We start from the raw sequence: 17,638 nt of genomic DNA on the forward strand, positions 1-17,638 counted from the left end.
CAAATACGAGGTATTGTACATGTATTGCCAGTGGCCTTTGACCCTGTACTTCGATGGCGCGTGCCCATTGTGCTCCAGGGAGGTGGCCTTCCTGCGCAGGCGCTCCACCGCAGCAAAGCTCATCCTGATCGATATCGATGGCGATAACTTCGATCCCGGCCCTTTGGGCCTGACGATCGAACAATTGAGATCGTGCTTGCACGCAAGGTTCGCGAACGATCAGTGGGTCACAGGCTTGGACGCAACCCTGTGGAGTTGGCGTGCTGCCGGTGTGGGAATCTGGGCAGCTCCACTGGCCTGGCGTCCGCTACGTCCTGTGCTTTCGGTTTTTTACAGATTGTTCTGTCTTTTGAGGCCTAGTCTGGCCTGGCTACCTCATCCCAAGGGTGGGCAACGTTGCAAAGGTGAGGAATCCAAATGTCACGTTCGCTAGCCGAGAATTATCGTGAAATCCTTGTCGGCGTGGGTGAAAACCCGCAGCGAGAAGGCCTCTTGGATACGCCCCAACGTGCTGCTAAAGCGATGCAATACCTCTGCAATGGCTACACCCGGAGCCTGGATGAGATAGTTAATGGTGCCTTGTTCGAAAGTCAAAACGATGAGATGGTCGTGGTTCGTGATATTGAACTGTACTCATTATGTGAGCATCACATGTTGCCGTTTATTGGAAAGGCGCATGTTGCTTACCTGCCAACAGGGCGTGTATTAGGTCTTTCCAAAGTGGCGCGCTTAGTTGATATGTTCGCCCGCCGTTTGCAGATTCAAGAGAATTTAACTAGACAGATTGCATGTGCCATACAAGAAGTGACTGACGCTGCAGGGGTTGGGGTAGTGATCGAGGCGAAGCACATGTGCATGATGATGCGAGGTGTAGAAAAGCAGAACTCGGTGATGATTTCATCGGTAATGCTTGGTGAGTTTCGAGAGTCCCCGACTACCCGGCACGAATTCCTGAAGCTCATTGGGCGACACACCTGAAAATTCATCCTGAGCCTTAGAGGAGTGACGTACCAATGCGTACTGTTTTCGATTCGTTATCTCCACGTCGCTTTACCGTCTTGGGTTACAGTGGATTGCTGCCATTCGTTGGTTTGACACTGCTGATTTGTTTGGCGGCTGAGTCTCGAGAGTTTCTATCTATTGCGTTGGTTGGCTATGGGGCTGTGATACTGAGTTTTGTGGGCGCTCTGCATTGGGGGTTCGCTATGATGCTACAGGGCTTGCCTGCGGCTGAGCGACAAGAGAGGCTCGTGTGGAGTGTGATTCCAGCCCTTATCGGTTGGGTTGGCATGTTGTTACCTGTGCCATGGGGCTGCTTGCTTTTATGCTTTGGCTTTATTGGACACCTTTGGCAAGATCGTAAATTGATGAATATTTTGCCTGAGTGGTATTTTCCTATGCGAATGAGTTTAACGATTGTGGCGAGCTTGTGTTTGATTGTTGGTGCGCTGGTAGTGTTTTTCAAGAATTGAAACTACTGTTCCGATGTCAGCACCAAAGTAATAATTGAAGTGTCACCATCCAGGCCATACCAGCCCTATCGTTCGGAAGTGCTGGCTCGGGAAGCTGGCTCTCCAGGCTCTGTACGCAATTCCGAGAAACCCAATCGCGGCCACAAGATTGCTGAGATTTGTAGAGTCCCTCGCCATCAACGTAAAGGGATTCGGTGATGGCAAAGCGTTACGGACTCTCGGACGAGGCCTGGGGTGTGGCCTCCGATCTCTTCATCGAAACCCATGTTCGGGGGCGGCCGCGACTGAGCGATCGCCTGATTCAGCACGTCCGCAATACGCTGGCCCGTCAATACGCCAGATCCAGGGTGACCTGTCAGCTCATGCAGGGCATATCGGCAAGATCTTCATCGACATTTACGAACGCTAAAGGCGCTGCGGCGGTCAATGTTTATGCAGCCAGCGCCCGGGAGGATCTAACCGTATCGGTATCAATTTGCCGGCAGGAGATCATTGAGCTCAAGTCCGCAGCCCGGTGAACCATCACCAATACCCAGGAACGCCTGGATGAGCTTACCGGTGATGATCCCCACGCAGACATGACGAGCACTGGGCAGCTGATCGAGACAGCGAATCGGCATGAAACAGAAGGAGTAGAGCGATGGACAACTACCACGTCAGCCCCACTGCAGACGGCTGGGAGCTAAAAAAGGCCGGTGCTGAGCGGGCGTCGAAACGCAGCAGCACGAAGCAGGAGCTGGTAGGTTCCCTTTCCGAGTTCTTCGAAGGCAAGACGGCCTCGGTGAAAATCCATAAGGCAGATGGCAGCATTGAAGAAGAACGCACATATCCTCGCTCCGCTGATCCGAGGCGAACCCAGGGGTGACTCCCGTCACGCCTACGGGCCTGGGCATTGACTTGCAGGAAGCTCAGAGCCGGGGACTCTACAAGTGGTTGCTCGCCAGCTTCCTCGTTGGGAAGAGGATTCGCTCGACAGTGGCGCTCGAGGCATACCGCAATCTAGTGGATCGACATGGCCTGAACTGCCCCGGAAGGCTAGCCCGGTGCGCTCACCGAGACTTGGTGCGATTGCTGGGGCAGGCTGGCTATGCACGGTATGACGAATCCACGGCGAGGCGGCTCAAGACGCTGGGTGTGCGCCTTGAGTCTGAGTTGCATCAGTTCCACACGCCTGGTCAGCCGATGGATGTCGATAAATTAAAAGTATGGCTTTTGAGCTTCGACGGAATCGGGCCGAAAACCTTGGAGATTTTCCTGTGCGAAGCTGGGCCACTTCTGCACCAGGGATCACCGCAATCCCCGATGCGTTGATCGGATCGGGTGCCATATGGCTCATTAGCGGTTGCGTAGGGTATCTAGAGCAGGAGACCAGATGGTATGGCCACATCGGGTGCAAGAGACTGAGTCCTGCGCCTCGTGGTAAGTCGGGAATCCGCAGTTCACGCAGCAGTAGAGGCCTGCAGTCGGGGGTGATGCAAACTCTGACCGGTGTTCTTCAGGGAGCACCGATAGGCCAGGGCGAGTGTCTTCAGCAGCGTAAAAATAAAGGCTGAGATCCCCATCGGTTTCCAACAGGCCAAGACGTACCTGGCCCAAGTGTTCCACACCTTGTTGACGAAGCTCCATGAACAGTTCATTGGAGGATATGTTCAGGTTTTGTAGAGAATGGATTTCATACATCCCATCCTTCACCACCGTGATGGGTAAGCCATCGATCCACGCCTCACAGGTTTTGCTTCGCCTCATGAGGTAAAGGGTGCCGCGATAGAGCAGCAATAGCGTGAGGAAGACGAGCGCGACCGGAAGCAGGGGCACATCTTCGTAAAAGGTCACATCGCCTGCTGCAGAACCAAGGGTAAGAATGACGACGAGTTCGAATCGGGAGAGCTGTCTGATCCCACGTCGGCCACTGAACTTCAAGAAGAAGAATACGGCCAGGAATGCTACAGAAACCCGCAGGGCAACCTCGAGAAGGAAGGTTAGCGGAAGCTCGCCAATCAGCATCCGTTGCAGATCGAATGTGACCATTCTCTATCCCGTTTTTCAATGTTGTTCAAGCAGCGGGCAGGCCGCTCCTCTAGCGCTTGCTGATCGTTATAGAGAGTCTTGAAACCAACGAAGAATTCAATTCCGGTCGCGATCGGCAACGAAGCATTCGCGCCTGAGCAGCTCTAGAGGCGGCGGTTTGACCGTCGAAAATTTATTCGTCGCAGTGGAACACCTACCAGGTTATCAACTTAGCATTGGCCTTGAAAAACAAGAGATCCTAGACGACCAAGGCAGCCGCGTTCCGTTTGATGTCGATCCGTTCCGAAAACACTGCTTGCTGAATGGATTGGACGAAGTCGGTATGACGTTACGCAAGGCGGATGCTATTCGGCAATTCGAGAAAACGCGAATAGACTTGGAACCATGGCTTTACGAGCGGTTTTAGCTTTGAACTGCGCCCCAACCGCAAACAGCTTATGGCTTTCTGAATCGCCGGTGGTTCCGTAGACACGTCGAACGGCTGCTTCTCCACCGCGAGGATTGTCTTTTTCCAAGCCGGCTACACGCCTCAGCGCATCTTTCCACCCGGCACTATGCCCGAAGCCAAAAGCCCAGCACACGCTGGGCTTTTGAAAACGCTAGGTCTATCCGCATCGGAGTTGCCAAATCATCGATCATTCTTTGAAGAAGATCTGACGGCGTTGGATAGACCTCTTGAATTGTGGTCACCTGGAGTCGTTTGTGAGATGGCAGTGGATTTGGCCAAACCGCGAGTGTCTTTGGAGTGAGCGATACCCGAGGTAGTGGTTCCGTGACCATTATCAGTGTTGCGGGAGCTCCCGTAATGGTTGCCGCTTACACCGTGATCGCGTGTGGCCTTGCCAGCGTGATCGCTTCCAGCGCTTTTGCCATTTCCGCTGTTCCCTCCCATACCGCCTGAATGCCCACCTCCATGTCCGCCGCCATTACCGCCTCCACCGCCATGACCACCACCTCCACCTTTGGCATAGGCGGAACCAATAGGTGAGATATCTGCGGGTACGAATGGAATCATCCCGAGTGCCAATGCACAAGCAAAGACAGCAAGCACGGGTTTTCTCATTTTTTATTCGCCTCCAGAGGCGTGTGGTAGAGCTGAAGGTGCCAATCAGACCGACATTAGCGGCTTAAGTTCTTGAATCCCGACGGAATGCTCGCACCCTGACTGGCATTGCCTCTACCAGTAGATTAGCTACTCTGTGGTTGGATAAGGTCCCAAGGAATGCTAACCGTGAGAAGGAAATTCAGTATCGCCGTAGCTTTCTCCCTGGCTCTGGTTGTAAGCCCGATCTTGCTGGCAGATCCCGGGAAAGGGAAAAGCCACGACAAGGGAGGACAACACGCAAGCCAAGGTCATCAGGGCAACAGCAATGACTGGCACGAAGGGCCTTCCGTCGATTTAGGAGGGGTGCGAGTCATCCTCAATGACAACCGCAATTACTGGAATCCAGGCTCTCCCTTACCGCCGGGTATCCAGAAGAATCTGGCGCGTGGCAAGCCTCTCCCGCCCGGGATTGCGAAGAAGCTGGATAGCCGACTGATCGGGCGACTTCCTCATTACAATGGTTATGAGTGGCAGCAAGCTGGAACTGACCTGCTGCTTGTGGCTATTACTTCAGGTGTCATCTATGAAGTACTACACGATGTGCTTGACTAAGTCCCGTGGACCCATGAACTGGATCTTGTGACCAGGAAAAGCTTGAGCACACCTGGTGCCGAGAAAATGTTCAAGAAGTATCAGGTGATTCTGTGGGGCATGGCTGAGACAGGCCCCGTGAACGTCAACTATGGGTCGTTAGCTGCCGGTCATAGGTGACCGCTTCCGACCCAGTGCAGCCGTTCGAGGTGTCTACGAAACCATGAGCGATTCAGTCATGCCGTCGGCGAACCTAATGCAGTAACTACTTCGTCTATGAAGTGCCTGAGCTTCGCGGAGGGGCGGCGGTCCAAGGGGTAGATCAGGTTGACGGGATACGTGGGCCCTTCGAAATCCTCGAAGAGTACGACCAGTTCACCCCGTTGCACGTAAGGCCTCAGTACATCCTCGACGCACAGCGTGATGCCGAAATCCGCTAATGCAGCGTTCACTTTGGCCAGGGTGTTATTGACGTTCAATCGACTCGCAATGGGAATCGTGAACGTCTGCCCGTTTTTGCTGAAGCGCCAGAGTTTGTCCGTCATTCGATCGGAAAACAGATAGCCCAGGCAATCATGGCCCACCAGTTGTTCGGGATGGAGCGGGGTCCCTTTGCGTGATAGATAAGCGGGAGATGCGCAAGCAAACATCCTGAAAGGTCTCAAGCCGCGCTGGACCAATGCCGCGCTGTCGGCCAACTGGGGTTTGCCCAGCCGAAACACGACTTCGAATCCCTCTTCTACGATATTCACGAACCTGTCCGTCAACTCCAACTCGATTTCCGTTTCTGGGTAACGCGTCAGGTACTGGGTCAGGAAGGGAATGAGTCGATGAGAGCCATAGTTATAGGGCGCACTGATGCGGATTTTTCCGCGCGGCGTCGAGTTTGCCGACAGCGCCAGCTCATCGGCATCTGCAACGTCGCTCAGGATAGCCTTGCAGCGCACATAATACTCCCTGCCCACGGCAGTCAGGCTTTGTCGGCGAGTGGTGCGGGTGATCAGTTTAAGGCCTAGCTGAGATTCCAGATTGCTGACCTGCTTGGCTATCAGCTGTGGCGTCACGCCTAACACGGCAGCGGCTGCAGAGAAGGAATCTGATTCAGCGGCTGCTACGAACGCCGCCATGCTTTTCAGCTTATCCATATCTTCAAACGTTAGTTGTTAATGTTATTTGAATTTGAGCATTTATCTTGAAGATCTTCCTGCTTAGCATCCGCTCGGTCAATCAAAAGAAGCGCTGCGCGCCTTACTGAACGGAGAGTCTGAAATGGTGAACATTTCCCTTGAAACGGTCGACGCTACGGCGCGTCGCTTGTTGCGCGTCATTACCCAAGCCCATGTGCGGTTCCTCCCGGGCACTTACGCCTTTCTGGAGTTTCCGTTGCCATCGTTTCCTGCTGCCGTCCGCCCCGATGCGCTGGCGCTCGTACGGGATGACCAGGTTTGGAGTCAACTGGTCCCTTGTGCAGATGTCGAGCAAGAGCTGTTCGGTGTGTTCCGCTTCCATTTTCCGCAAGGCGCCGACAACAGCGGTTTCGTTGGCTGGTTGGCAATGCTCCTCAAGCAGAAGTTCGGCACCGGCGTATTCGTGACCTGTGGCCAGAATCGAGATGAGGGTGGGATCTTTGATTACTGGGGCGTCCCGGCCAGCCTGGCTTCAGAAGTCTTTGCAGAGATCCAGACTTTGGTAGATGGCCAAGCGGACGGCGAGGGGGGCGTTTCACACTAGCGCATACGCCGTCAAAGCCTGCGCGGCGGTTATCAGGAGGCTGGTTGATGGCACGATTACCTTTGGATTCTTAAGCAAATGTCACAGGTCATACGCGCTGAACTCCCGTCGATTGGAAGACGTCCCTCGCAAGAATGCCCGCCAAAAAAGGGCATTCACTTCCAATCAGCTTCGAGGGTACAACGATGGAAAAGACCGACCAAAGCTCGACATCTCCACCCGGCAACCTCCAGGACCACGTGCATGCCATCCACCAAGAGGCCGCAGCGGTACTGGGTGAAGCCAAGCACCAGGGCAGCGAGCAATTTGAGCATTATCGCGATACTGCAGCCGACCAGCTCGATTCGCTGAAGGAGGGCGCGCGATCAGCGGCGTCGGCGCTGGAGGGCAATGACAGCCTGGGGCTCTCGCACTATCTGAGCCAGGCGGCTGAATGTGTCGGCGAGTTCGCCGAACAGGTCCGTCATGAAAGCGCCGAGAGCCTGCTGCAACGCGGTGCACAGCTTGCCCGCAGCAACCCGGCACTGTTTCTGGCCGGCAGCGTTGCAGTCGGCTTTGCCGTGTCACGTTTCCTCCGAGCCAGTGCCACCCAGGAACCAAGCCGTCCTGCGGCTGAGGCTTTCAGCCCGCCGCATCCTGCGCAGCCAGAAACGCCTGACAGAGGCAGCGACATATCCACCAGCACTCTTTACACCCCGAACGATCCCGTTGGTACAGGTGCCGGTACGCCGGTCAGTGGCAGCCCGTTCGAGCGCGACCCGCTCAAAGGAGGTGAATGATGAACAACGATCCTTTGCATGACACAGGCGTACACACCTCGGAAAACGATGCGGTCGGCGTGGGTGGGCTGCTGCGCCAATTGATGCGCGAAGTGCCCGAGCTGTTCACCAAGGAACTGGCGCTGGCCAAGGCTGAATTGCAGCACAACCTGGCCACCCTGAAGGCGGGTACGGCGGCGGTGGCAGCCGGGGCGATCGTGGTGCTGGCGGGCTTTGTCATCCTCCTGATGGCGGCGGTCTACGCGTTGGCGCTGGTGGTCGCGCCGTGGTTGGCAGCGTTGATCGTCGGCGCAGTCACGGTAGTGATTGGCTTCATCATGCTGCAGTCTGGCAAGAAGCAATTCGAGCCCGGCCACTTGGCACCTGATCGCACCTTGCATGCCATGCAACAGGACAAGGACACGCTGAAGAGGAAATTGCCATGACCACTCCTTTCGAGACTGATGCGCAAAAAGACCCGCAGCTGCTGGAACAGGAAATCAACGCCAAGCGCGAGCATATCAGCGACTTGGTGGATGCCCTCGAACAGCGCCTGAGCCCAGGCCAGATGCTTGACCGGGTGTTGGCCTATTCCAAAGGCCATGGCGGCGAGTTTTTCCACAACCTCGGCACCACGCTTAAAAATAATCCGGTACCCGCGACCTTGACGGTGCTGGGCCTGGCTTGGCTGGGCCTGAACCAGAACCGCCCGTTCAACCCTGGGCCGGCGCATGACGGTCCCGGATTGGGCGAGAAAATCGGCGATGCCGTAGACACGGTGAAAGATGCCTTCGCCCATGCTGGAGCAGCGATGCACGATGCAAGCCAGAAAGCACGCATGAAGGCCCATGATGTACGCGATCGGGCCAGTGAGCTGGGCAGCGGTGCGCGCGATTCCGTAGGTGCTTCAGCTGATACCGTGCGCAGTACCGCACACAGGGTCGCGGACCAGACCACGGCATTGAAGGGGCAATTCGATCATCTGCTGCAGGAACAGCCGATGGTGCTGGCAGCCTTGGGCATCGCGCTGGGGGCGGCATTGGGGGCGGCGCTGCCGAGCACGCATAAAGAAGATCAACTGATGGGCGCCCGCAGCGACCGGTTGACCGATACCCTCAAGGCCAAGGGCAGCGAGGTGAAGACGTCGGTCGAGCAGTCCGTCCATCAGACGGGTGATGCCGGGTCATCAAAGGCGGGCCGCCAACCTGAAGGCTCTGACCTTTCTGCCGGGCTGGGTTTCACTCCATGAATGGCAAGCCCATGCCTCGCCAGCCCTTTCAGTACGCAAAGGGCTGGTGTTCATCCTGACCGAAGGGTTTTGTGGATTACCGTTCAGGCCAATGCGTCCACCGCCGGGCGTGTCGGGGTCATTATCCAGCAGGAGGACCAGCATGATTCATCTGGGGTGTGCGGGTTGGAGCCTGCCAAGTCACTCTGCCAATCACTTTCCACAGTCAGGGTCCCACCTGCAACGCTACGCTGGCCAGTTGAACGCAGTGGAGATCAACAGTTCGTTCTACCGGCCCCATCGGCCAGAAACCTACGCTCGCTGGGCTTCGTCTGTGCCTGAGGATTTTCTCTTCGCAGTGAAAGTACCCAAAAGGATCACCCACGAGCTGCGCTTGCAGGGCTGCGAGAGCCCGCTTGCCGAATTCCTGGCCCAATGTGGGCAACTGGGTAGCCGCCTGGGATGCCTGTTGATACAGCTACCACCGTCGCTGATCTATGAGTACGCCGTTGCGCGGCGTTTTTTCGAAAGGGTGCGTGAGCGCTATGAGGGCCCGCTAGCTTTGGAGCCGAGGCACAGCAGTTGGCATGACGCACAGGCGTTGTTGATGGATCAGCAGGTAGCTCAGGTTGCGGCCAACCCTGCGCGATTCGGCACCGATGCATCGCCGGCTGGATGGCCGGGCCTGGTCTATTGGCGCTTGCACGGCGAACCGCGGATCTACCACAGCGAGTATTCGCTTGACTACCTCAATGGTTTGGCTGAACAGTTGCAACGCAGTTGCGCAGCCGGACACCGCACCTGGTGTATTTTTGACAATACTGCCTCAGGCGCAGCGACCGCCAATGCGCTGCAATTGCAGCGCTGTTTGTCGATGCAAGCAGGTTGAGCCTGTTCAACGCAAACCCGCAGCCAGTCAAAAGAGGGACGCTGCGCATCGGATACTGAAAAGCCCCAGGAATGTAATGAGAAAGTACCTCACCGTAGCAATCGCACTGCTGGCCCCGCTGGTGCTCTGCGCTTGCTCCACACCCGGCACGGCAATCCCACCCAGCGAAACGCCAGGCACAACGCCCAGATACCTGAAAAGCGACCTGTATGGCGTCTGGTACTCCAACGCCGACGATGGCACGTCCCAGGCGCTGGCGTTGTTGCTGCTCAGGGCAGACGGTTCGGCCACCGACTTCCTGATCCTCAGCGAGAACAACTCAATGCAGAAGATCGTGCAGCAGTCGTCCTGGTCGTATGATGCTGAACGCAACAGGTTCGAGCAGACCGTCAGCGAAGTTTCCGTGCAGAAAGGCAAGGCGCCAGCAGAGGTCACTCATCCCCACGAAGTCATCCGGGCATCGGTCGAGCTGGTCAAGCTGGACAACAAGGTGATGGGTATCAAATTCAAACGGGAAGATGGCGAGGTCACCGGTTACCTCAAGGGCAGCGCCGCCATGCTCGAAAAGCTCAAGCACATTCAGTAAGCGCGCTTTGCCATGGGTCTCGCTAGCGACGCAGTTCGGTGGCGAACTGCGCAGCCTTCAGCTGTAGCTGCGCAGGCCCACCCCAGAACGCGCCGTGGCGCACGATCACCCGTTCATGAATGGCTGCTGCCACCGCCGCTGCTGCATTCGGTGCCTTGAACAGAATGAAGCTGGCTTCATTGCCCACCTTCAACCCGTAATCCTGCTTGCCGATCACCCCGGCGCTGGCCACGGTCGCCATTTCCAGCGCTACGCGCAGCTCCTCGTCGGTGTTGAAACCAGAGCGGTAACTGACCAGCATCGCCCGCTGCAGCATGTCGCCGTTGCCATAGGGCCACCAGGCGTCCTGGATATTGTCGTTGCCCGTGAACACCCGCACGCCACCGGCACGCAGGCGCAGCACAGGCGGGAAGGCGTGGTCACCGGGGGCATTGGTCATGATCGAAACGCCGGCAAGGGCCAGCACTTCGGCGGTGCGGTCAACCACGGCGTCGCTGACATCACCCAGGCCATAGGCATGGCTGACCGCCACCAGGCCTTGCATGCCCAGTGCCTGGGTACGGGCGGCGATACGCTCGAGCTGGGCGATGCAGCTGTCGCCGGGTTCGTGCAGGTGGATGTCCACCTTCACGCCATGGCGGTCGGCAATACCGAAAACGATATCAAGCTGGGCGTCGGCATCGCCGTCCAGGGTGGTCGGGTCGATGCCGCCAACCACCTGCACACCTTCACGCACGGCGGTTTCCATCACCTGTGCGGTGCCAGGGCAGGTCACTACACCGGCCTGCGGGAACGCCACCAGTTCGATATCGATCAGGTCTTTCCACTTGTCGCGGGCTTCCAGGATGGCGCGCAAGTTGGCCAGGCCAGTGGTGGCATCGACATCGACATGGCAGCGCATGGCCAGGGTGCCGAACGAGGCGGCCTGGCGGATCAGCGCGTCGGCGCGCTCGACGATCGGTGGGGCGCTGGCAAGTTCGCGTTTTTCCACGGCCAGGCGCTCGCGCAGGCTGGCGACCGGCTGGTGCGGGCGCCAGCGGTCACCGACGAAGCTCTTGTCCAGATGGATGTGGCCGTCAACGAAGCCGGGCAGCACCAGCAGGCCTTCCAGGTCGATGGTCTCGATGGCGGATGTGCGGGCGCGGTGCGGGCCAAGGTGGCTGATGCAGCCTCCGCGCACGGCGATGTTCAGGGGTAGCCCATCGGCGTCGATGGCATTGATGAACTCACGGTCGTTCATGAAAGGGGCCTTTGCTTCCCACGCTTGATTAGCGTCATACGGTAGGGATGATCCGGCCCCCTCACAAATTAATTATCAGGATCGACCACAGTGCATTTCTTGATACAGGCAAGGGCCGTTGGCTTATCTACTGCAACGTGGGTGGTTTGGCCTCTGCGGGCAATGCAGCCACCACCGCTTCGATGCGCGAAATTTCCTGCGCCAGTCGTTCAGCGTCCTGGTGCTTGCCTTCGGTTCTCAAGCGATCCCGTTCACGACGCAGATTGAGCAGGTTTTTCTGCAAGGCCAGGCCAGATTTGTCGTATTGATCCATGTTGTTCTCGCGGCATTGGCGTCCGTGCCGTTGTAGGAAAAATGGACCGTATCAGTGACAAAATCTTGCAGAAACTGGGGTTTCATACAGGAAACGGGTGCTGCGGCGATTCTGCCTACCGTGCTCGGAGGAAACGTCCTACAAATCCGCCTGCTAGCTGTTTCAATTCATGTGCATTGAATGTCAGCCAAATGCCCGTATTTGCTGAGCTTCGCGGCAGGCCGCCGTCGCCATGAGCGTGGCGAGCGCAGGCAAGGCATTTTCACCCTGGCTGCAACTTTATGTAGCAATTGCCGGGCGGCACCATCGCCTAGGTGACTGCAGTTGGCGGCGGTTACTTGAAGAACTGACTGGGCGTGATACCGAACTGGCGCTTGAACATGCTGGCGAATGCACTGGGGCTGTCATAGCCCAGCGTGGCGGCGACATCGACGATACGTTCGCCCAACGCGATGCGCTCCAGCGCCTGCATCAGGCGCGCCTGTTGGCGCCACTGGCCGAATGTCATGCCGGTTTCCTTGCGGAACAGGCGCTGGATGGTCTTCTCGTCAACGCCCAGGTGCACGCCCCAGTCGGCAAGGGTCGACGTGTCGTGGGGGCGTGCCTGCAAGGCTGAGCAGAGCGTGCGCAGGCGTTTGTCGCTGGGTTGCAACAGTTTCAGCGGCAAGGTCGGCAGCACGCAGATTTCGTCGAGGATCAGGCGCATGATCCGCGCCTCGCGAGAGTCCTCGGCAAAAGGGCCAGCGAAGTCGACCGACGCCTTGATCAGCTCGCTGAGCAGCGGCGAGATGCTGATGGCCTTGCTTTGCAGCGGCAGTTCGAGCGCCGTATCAGGGCGCACGAACACGCTGCGCATCTTCACGTCACCCACGCAGCGGATGGCGTGCACCTGCCCGCTGGGCATCCAGATGCCGCGGCTGGGTGGCACAGTCCAGCGCTCGGCCTCGGACTCGACCAGCATCAGCCCCTTGATGGCGTAGATCAGTTGGTGCTTGGCGTGCGAGTGAGGGGCGATGTACCAGTCTGGCGGGTAGTCGGTTGCCCGGCTGCCCACCTCCCAGGTCCATTCATCGACCTCCATCAGCAGTTCGTGCTGGGGTTTGACCATGATCGTGTCCAGTCCAACAGGCGCGGCCATCTTAGCAGCAGCGGGCAGGCCGTGCTTTCGAGCGGGTGGCCGGCAGCAGCGCGGTGGCCAGGCCCAGCAGCGGCAGGAACGAGATCACCTGGTAGACCCACTCGATGCCATGCAGATCGGCCAGTTCGCCGAGGCCTGCAGCGCCGATGCCACTGATGCCGAACATCAGGCCGAACATCACCCCCGAGACCATGCCGACGCGGCCAGGCACTGCCTCCTGGGCGTACACCACCAGCGCGGCGAAGGCCGACGACATCACCAGGCCGATGGCCACCGCCAGCACCGCAGTCCAGGCCAGGTTGGCGTAGGGCAGGGCGAGGGCGAACGGGGCCACACCGAGGAACGAAATCCAGATCACCGCCTTGCGCCCGATGCGGTCACCCACCGGCCCGCCGGCAAAGGTGCCCAGGGCCACGGCAGCAAGGAACACGAACAGATACAGCTGGCTTTGCTGCACGCTCAGGCCGAAGTGTTCGATCAGGTAGAAGGTGAAGTAGTTGGTGAACGACGCGATGTAGACGAACTTGGCGAACATCAGTACGGCAATCACGCCCACTGCGCGCCACATGGCAGCTGTGGACAGCCCCGGCGCCTGTTGCCCGGCCAGGCCCTTGAGCTGGGTCTGGCCGTGGCGGATGGTCCAGCCAGTGACGCGCAGCAGCACGACGATCGCCAGGGCGGCCGCCAGCATGAACCAGGCGATGGCAGGCTGACCGTGGGGGATGACGATGGCGGCGGTCAGCAGCGGGCCGATGGCGGAACCGGTGTTGCCGCCGACCTGGAAGGTTGACTGCGCGGTGCCGAAGCGCCCGCCGGAGGCCATGCGCGCCACCCGTGAGGCTTCGGGATGGAAGGTCGCCGAGCCGATACCCACCACGGCAGCGGCGAACAGCAACATCGGGTAGCTGTTGGCGAAGGCGAGCAGGGCGATACCCACCAGGGTGAACAGCATGCCGGTGGGCAGCAGGTAAGGCATGGGGCGCTTGTCGGTGTACATGCCGACCCACGGCTGCAGCAGCGAGGCGGTGACCTGGTAGATCAGGGCGATCCAGCCGATCTGGGCGAAGCTCAGCGAGAAGTCGCTCTTGAGCATTGGGTAGATCGACGGCAGCACGGCCTGGATCAGGTCGTTGAGCAGGTGGGCGAAGGCGGCGGCACCGACGATGCGGACCAGAAAGCCCTGGGGTTGGTCGGCGGTGGTGGGTGGGGCCAAGGTGGCGGCAGGAGTCGTCATGGGCGAGGCTCTTTTTCGAATGATGGCAAGGCATTGCCCGACGAAGGTTATCCAGCCGGGCAATGCCTGTCTCACGCCGAACAGGCACTCACTGTCGCGATTCGGACATTCAGTCGGCGAGTGTCGCGTTATGACGTGCCTGCCTTGGCCATCCACTTCAACAGCATGGCGATCGGTATGCGGCGATGCACTTCGTGGCGCTGGGTATCGCCACCGTCGGCGTAACGTTCCCGATAACGGCTGACGATCAGTTCGCGCCCATCCTCCGAGACGCGGGCTTCGAGTTCGTGCAACAGCACCGGCTGCTCGGCCCCGCACTCCACGCGGCGGAACAGTGACACGGCATCATTCACCGGCAGGCCCTCCCTGGCAGTGGTCGGGGCGCTTGCCTGGCGCGCCGAGCCTGCCCTCGGCCACCCGGTTGGCGCGCTGTTGTGCGGTGAAATCGCGCAGGGCCTGGTAGTCATCCGGCTGAGTACGCAGTTGGTCGGTCAGCGGTAACGCCTGCGCCCGGCCATCCACCATGCCACCGGCCATGGCCACGGTGCCCAGGGTCTCGACCGTATCGCTGTTGTCGCCGAACGGGTCCACCGCCAGGCTCAGTACCCGGCCAGTTGCATCGCGCAGGTTGTGTGAGCCCAGCAGCGGCAATTCGACGACCGGGCCATCGGCGATGTTCCACACGCCGAAAGTCTGGCCGAAGTCCGATTCATGGCGGGCCAGCCCCATCTTGCCGGAGACATCGAACAGGCCGGCCACGCCGAGGGTGGTGTTGAAGATGAAGCGGCTCAGGCTGGTCATCGCCCGTTCGCTGTTGCCTTGCAGCAGGTCGTTGGCGAACACCTTGGGCTCGCCGAAGTTGGCCGCAAAGTTGTGTACGCCTTGCTGGGCAACGTTCGGCAAGGCGGTATAGCCACGGGCAACCGGCGCCAGCAGGTAATCGTCGATGCTGCGGTTGAAGGCGAACACGGCGCGGTTGGCAGGTTCGGCCGGGTCGCTGAGCTGATAGGCCATCGGTCCGCAAGCCGTGGCCGGCGGGCGCTGACTGCAGCCACTGGCGACGACCAGGGACAAGGCCAGGACCGTGTTGCGGGCAGAGCACCAAGCAGCAGAAGGGGTAGGCATAGGCACATTCCTGAGCAGAAGGGGCGCCGATGCTGCAGCAGATTGATTGCCTGGGAATGTCCGGATTGTCTCGAATCTGACACTTTGTTTCCGGGTTGAAATATATGACGGCAGCCTGCGGATGGCCTTAGAGTACGCGCTCATTGCCTTTGTTTTCGGTGCCTGTTTTGAGTCATTTGCTGATAGTCGACGATGATGTCGAAGTACTCGATCTGCTGCAGAAGTTTCTCCGCCAGCATGGCTACGAAGTCGACGTGGCCCGTGATGGCAAAGGGCTTTGGCAGGCCCTGGAGCGACGGGTGCCGGACCTGGTCATCCTCGATGTGATGCTGCCCGGCGACAGTGGCCTGGTGCTGTGCCAGCGCTTGCGTGCCGAGCACAAGGTGGCGGTGATCATGCTCACCGCCATGGCCGAGCTGAGCGATCGCGTGGTCGGCCTGGAACTGGGCGCCGACGATTACCTGACCAAGCCTTTTGCCGCCCGCGAGTTGCTGGCGCGGGTGCGGGCGGTGTTGCGCCGGGCCGGCGAAGCGGCTGACGGCGCGCTGGACAACCCGCGCACGCTGCTGGAGTTTTCCGGCTGGCAACTGGATGTGGTGCGCCGTGAGCTGCGCTCGCCAGAGCAGGTGATGATCCCGCTTTCCAACGGTGAATTCGAGTTGCTGCTGGTGTTTGCCGAGCACCCCCGGCGTGTGCTCAGCCGCCAGCAGTTGCTCGACCTGGCCCGGGGTGAGTCGTATGAGGCCTATGACCGCAGCATCGACGTGCAAGTCAGCCGGTTGCGGCGCAAGCTGGAGAGCGACGCGGGTGCCGAACCGTTGATCCGCACATTGCGCAATGTCGGTTACCTGTTCACTGCCAGCGTGGTCAGGCGATGACGCTGTTGAGCAGGCTGCGCAAGGCCATGCCGCGGCCACGCATCACCATCGCCCGCTGGATTGCCCTGACCACCCTGACGGCGATGTTCATCCTGCTGTTGCTCAAGGGGCTGTTCAGCCTGCTGCTGAGCGTGTGGGCGCAGCCGCCGCTGCTGGAGAGCGGCGTGATCGAGAAGGTCGCCGCGGTCACTCGCATCCTCGATTCAGCGCCCGTCGCACAGCGCCCCGGCATCGCCAGCGCAGCAGGCGATGGTTCTTACTCCGTGCAATGGCTGCGCAGCCGTGACCAGGCCGGTATACCGGATCTGGTCGATGCCGAGTTTCGCCAGGGCGCGCCAACCCTGCGGGCCTTGTTGAAACGGCCTGATGCTCGGATTCAGGCCTTTGAAGCGTCCGAACTGTGGGAGTTTGAACCCGCGCGCGGCTACGCCCTGATGATCGAGCTGAGTGACAAGAGCTGGGTGCTGTACCGCGCCACGCAGCGCAGCTGGGGCCTGGACGAGCTGCCGCGCAACTTGATCATCCTTGCCTTGATGCTGGTTGCCAGCCTGGTGGTGGCGCTGTTCGCCACGCGTTATCTGGCCCATCCTCTGGAACGCTTCGCTGAAGGCGCGCGGCGTTTCGGCAAGGATCTGAATGCTCCGCCCATTCCGGTGGTTGGCCCGCATGACCTGCGCCAGGCCATTCTCGCCTTCAATGCCACCCAGGCGCAGCTCAAGCATTTCGTGAATGATCGCACGCAGATGCTGGCTGCGATTTCCCACGATCTGCGCGCGCCCTTGACGCGCATGCGCCTGCGCGGCGAATTCATCGAGGACGATGAAGTGCAGGCCAAGCTGTTCAAGGATGTCGACGAAATGCAGGCCATGGTCGATGCTGCCCTGGAATTCTTCCGCGACGATGCGCGGCTTGAGCAGACCACGGCGTTCGACCTGGCCGAGATGCTGCAGACGGTGGTGGATGACTTCAAGGACGCGGGTATCAAGGTTGCCCTCGATGCGCCGCGGCGCTGCGTCTACGTCGGGCGGCCGGTGGGTATCAAGCGGGTGCTGGTGAACCTGGTGGACAACGCGGTCAAATATGGCCTGGCGCCTGAGATGCGGCTGGCGGTCACTGCCGAGCAACTGGAAATCACTGTGCTGGATCGCGGGCCGGGCATCGCGCCAGAGTTGCAGGAGCGCGTGTTCGCGCCGTTTTTCCGCATCGAAGGCTCACGCAATCGTGACACCGGGGGTGTCGGGCTCGGCTTGCCGGCGGTACGCGCGATCGTGCTGGAGCAAGGCGGCAGCGTGACTCTGGCCAACCGCCCGGGTGGCGGGCTGGAGGTGAAGGTCAGCTTGCCAGTGGGCTGATCAGAGCCCCAGGTCGCTCAGGCCTGGGTG

At 59.4% G+C, this 17,638-nt stretch carries 24 protein-coding genes and 1 pseudogene; 16 read left to right on the forward strand and 9 right to left on the reverse strand.

Translation table 11 applies throughout. The features are described 5' to 3' along the window. The first annotated feature begins 19 nt into the window (after positions 1–19). The 5 genes from HU738_RS03615 to HU738_RS03635 all read left to right on the forward strand — a co-directional run bounded on the left by HU738_RS03615 (position 20) and on the right by HU738_RS03635 (position 2,337). Positions 20–433, forward strand: coding sequence for a thiol-disulfide oxidoreductase DCC family protein (locus HU738_RS03615; protein ID WP_186601008.1), 414 nt, complete (start codon positions 20–22; stop codon positions 431–433). Continuing rightward, positions 418–978 (forward strand): GTP cyclohydrolase I FolE, encoded by a 561-nt coding sequence (folE, locus tag HU738_RS03620; protein WP_176508797.1) that lies wholly within the window; start codon positions 418–420, stop codon positions 976–978. Before HU738_RS03615 ends, folE begins: the two co-directional genes overlap by 16 nt. Before the next feature lie 35 nt (positions 979–1,013). Continuing rightward, complete coding sequence (locus HU738_RS03625) at positions 1,014–1,472, forward strand: DUF3429 domain-containing protein (RefSeq protein WP_186601009.1); 459 nt, start codon at positions 1,014–1,016, stop codon at positions 1,470–1,472. 197 nt (positions 1,473–1,669) lie between these two features. Continuing rightward, a complete protein-coding gene (locus tag HU738_RS25925) occupies positions 1,670–1,990 on the forward strand; it encodes a hypothetical protein (protein WP_225923388.1) in 321 nt (106 codons plus the stop codon). Between the two features lie 122 nt (positions 1,991–2,112). Next, positions 2,113–2,337: a DUF2188 domain-containing protein gene (locus HU738_RS03635; RefSeq protein WP_186601010.1), complete on the forward strand. Its 225-nt coding sequence runs from the start codon at positions 2,113–2,115 to the stop codon at positions 2,335–2,337. 470 nt (positions 2,338–2,807) lie between these two features. Here the strand turns inward: HU738_RS03635 and HU738_RS03640 are convergent, their stop codons facing one another. Continuing rightward, entirely contained in the window at positions 2,808–3,500 is a 693-nt protein-coding gene (locus HU738_RS03640) for a DUF421 domain-containing protein (RefSeq protein WP_186601011.1), read from the reverse strand. Positions 3,501–3,657: 157 nt separating this feature from the next. Here HU738_RS03640 and HU738_RS26470 point away from each other — a divergent pair, with 157 nt between their 5' ends. After that, on the forward strand, positions 3,658–3,906 hold the full coding sequence (locus HU738_RS26470) for a 3-isopropylmalate dehydratase small subunit (protein WP_496198492.1): 249 nt from the start codon (positions 3,658–3,660) through the stop codon (positions 3,904–3,906). Between the two features lie 81 nt (positions 3,907–3,987). Beyond that, a pseudogene (locus HU738_RS25935) lies at positions 3,988–4,071 on the forward strand (integrase); the annotation flags it as partial. Positions 4,072–4,128: 57 nt separating this feature from the next. On the opposite strand, the gene HU738_RS25940 reads toward HU738_RS25935, so the two are convergent. Continuing rightward, positions 4,129–4,563 carry a hypothetical protein gene (locus HU738_RS25940; RefSeq protein ID WP_225923389.1) on the reverse strand — a complete coding sequence of 145 codons (435 nt, stop codon included), beginning with the start codon at positions 4,561–4,563 and terminating at the stop codon, positions 4,129–4,131. A 159-nt stretch (positions 4,564–4,722) separates the two neighbouring features. Between HU738_RS25940 and HU738_RS03650 the strand changes: the two genes are divergently transcribed. Next, entirely contained in the window at positions 4,723–5,157 is a 435-nt protein-coding gene (locus HU738_RS03650) for an anti-virulence regulator CigR family protein (RefSeq protein ID WP_186601013.1), read from the forward strand. Positions 5,158–5,372: 215 nt separating this feature from the next. On the opposite strand, the gene HU738_RS03655 is transcribed toward HU738_RS03650, so the two are convergent. Next, complete coding sequence (locus tag HU738_RS03655; protein ID WP_186601014.1) at positions 5,373–6,281, reverse strand: LysR substrate-binding domain-containing protein; 909 nt, start codon at positions 6,279–6,281, stop codon at positions 5,373–5,375. 124 nt (positions 6,282–6,405) lie between these two features. Here HU738_RS03655 and HU738_RS03660 point away from each other — a divergent pair, with 124 nt between their 5' ends. The 6 genes from HU738_RS03660 (at position 6,406) to HU738_RS03685 (ending at position 10,328) form a co-directional block, all read left to right on the forward strand. Further along, positions 6,406–6,867: a DUF6196 family protein gene (locus tag HU738_RS03660; RefSeq protein WP_186601015.1), complete on the forward strand. Its 462-nt coding sequence runs from the start codon at positions 6,406–6,408 to the stop codon at positions 6,865–6,867. A 134-nt stretch (positions 6,868–7,001) separates the two neighbouring features. After that, positions 7,002–7,646: a hypothetical protein gene (locus HU738_RS03665; RefSeq protein WP_225923390.1), complete on the forward strand. Its 645-nt coding sequence runs from the start codon at positions 7,002–7,004 to the stop codon at positions 7,644–7,646. Then, positions 7,646–8,071 carry a phage holin family protein gene (locus tag HU738_RS03670; RefSeq protein ID WP_186601016.1) on the forward strand — a complete coding sequence of 142 codons (426 nt, stop codon included), beginning with the start codon at positions 7,646–7,648 and terminating at the stop codon, positions 8,069–8,071. The genes HU738_RS03665 and HU738_RS03670 overlap by 1 nt, the downstream gene beginning before the upstream one ends. Continuing rightward, the gene (locus tag HU738_RS03675) at positions 8,068–8,874 is read left to right on the forward strand and encodes a DUF3618 domain-containing protein (RefSeq protein WP_186601017.1); all 807 of its coding nucleotides are present in this window, start codon (positions 8,068–8,070) and stop codon (positions 8,872–8,874) included. The genes HU738_RS03670 and HU738_RS03675 overlap by 4 nt, the downstream gene beginning before the upstream one ends. 142 nt (positions 8,875–9,016) lie before the next feature. Continuing rightward, entirely contained in the window at positions 9,017–9,742 is a 726-nt protein-coding gene (locus tag HU738_RS03680) for a DUF72 domain-containing protein (RefSeq protein WP_186601018.1), read from the forward strand. Between the two features lie 76 nt (positions 9,743–9,818). Then, positions 9,819–10,328 (forward strand): hypothetical protein, encoded by a 510-nt coding sequence (locus HU738_RS03685; RefSeq protein WP_186601019.1) that lies wholly within the window; start codon positions 9,819–9,821, stop codon positions 10,326–10,328. Positions 10,329–10,350: 22 nt separating this feature from the next. Here HU738_RS03685 and HU738_RS03690 read toward each other — a convergent pair whose 3' ends face one another. The 6 genes from HU738_RS03690 to HU738_RS03715 form a co-directional block, all read right to left on the reverse strand. After that, the gene (locus tag HU738_RS03690) at positions 10,351–11,568 is read right to left on the reverse strand and encodes an amidohydrolase family protein (RefSeq protein WP_176508785.1); all 1,218 of its coding nucleotides are present in this window, start codon (positions 11,566–11,568) and stop codon (positions 10,351–10,353) included. Between the two features lie 127 nt (positions 11,569–11,695). Next, complete coding sequence (locus tag HU738_RS03695) at positions 11,696–11,881, reverse strand: hypothetical protein (protein WP_186601020.1); 186 nt, start codon at positions 11,879–11,881, stop codon at positions 11,696–11,698. Between the two features lie 334 nt (positions 11,882–12,215). Further along, positions 12,216–12,989: an AraC family transcriptional regulator gene (locus HU738_RS03700; protein WP_176508783.1), complete on the reverse strand. Its 774-nt coding sequence runs from the start codon at positions 12,987–12,989 to the stop codon at positions 12,216–12,218. A gap of 31 nt (positions 12,990–13,020) precedes the next feature. Further along, positions 13,021–14,253, reverse strand: a complete 1,233-nt coding sequence (locus tag HU738_RS03705) for an MFS transporter (protein ID WP_186601021.1) — start codon at positions 14,251–14,253, stop codon at positions 13,021–13,023. 128 nt (positions 14,254–14,381) lie between these two features. Continuing rightward, the gene (locus tag HU738_RS03710) at positions 14,382–14,606 is read right to left on the reverse strand and encodes a hypothetical protein (RefSeq protein WP_186601022.1); all 225 of its coding nucleotides are present in this window, start codon (positions 14,604–14,606) and stop codon (positions 14,382–14,384) included. Next, the gene (locus HU738_RS03715; RefSeq protein ID WP_186601023.1) at positions 14,599–15,378 is read right to left on the reverse strand and encodes an MlaA family lipoprotein; all 780 of its coding nucleotides are present in this window, start codon (positions 15,376–15,378) and stop codon (positions 14,599–14,601) included. Before HU738_RS03715 ends, HU738_RS03710 begins: the two co-directional genes overlap by 8 nt. A 167-nt stretch (positions 15,379–15,545) precedes the next feature. On the opposite strand from HU738_RS03715, the gene HU738_RS03720 reads away from it, so the two are divergent. After that, positions 15,546–16,256, forward strand: coding sequence for a response regulator (locus tag HU738_RS03720; RefSeq protein WP_186601024.1), 711 nt, complete (start codon positions 15,546–15,548; stop codon positions 16,254–16,256). Further along, positions 16,253–17,608: a sensor histidine kinase gene (locus HU738_RS03725; protein WP_186601025.1), complete on the forward strand. Its 1,356-nt coding sequence runs from the start codon at positions 16,253–16,255 to the stop codon at positions 17,606–17,608. The genes HU738_RS03720 and HU738_RS03725 overlap by 4 nt, the downstream gene beginning before the upstream one ends. Positions 17,609–17,638 lie beyond the last annotated feature (30 nt).

Origin of the sequence: Pseudomonas vlassakiae (assembly GCF_014269035.2) — a bacterium.
Classification (GTDB): Bacteria; Pseudomonadota; Gammaproteobacteria; order Pseudomonadales; family Pseudomonadaceae; genus Aquipseudomonas; species Aquipseudomonas vlassakiae.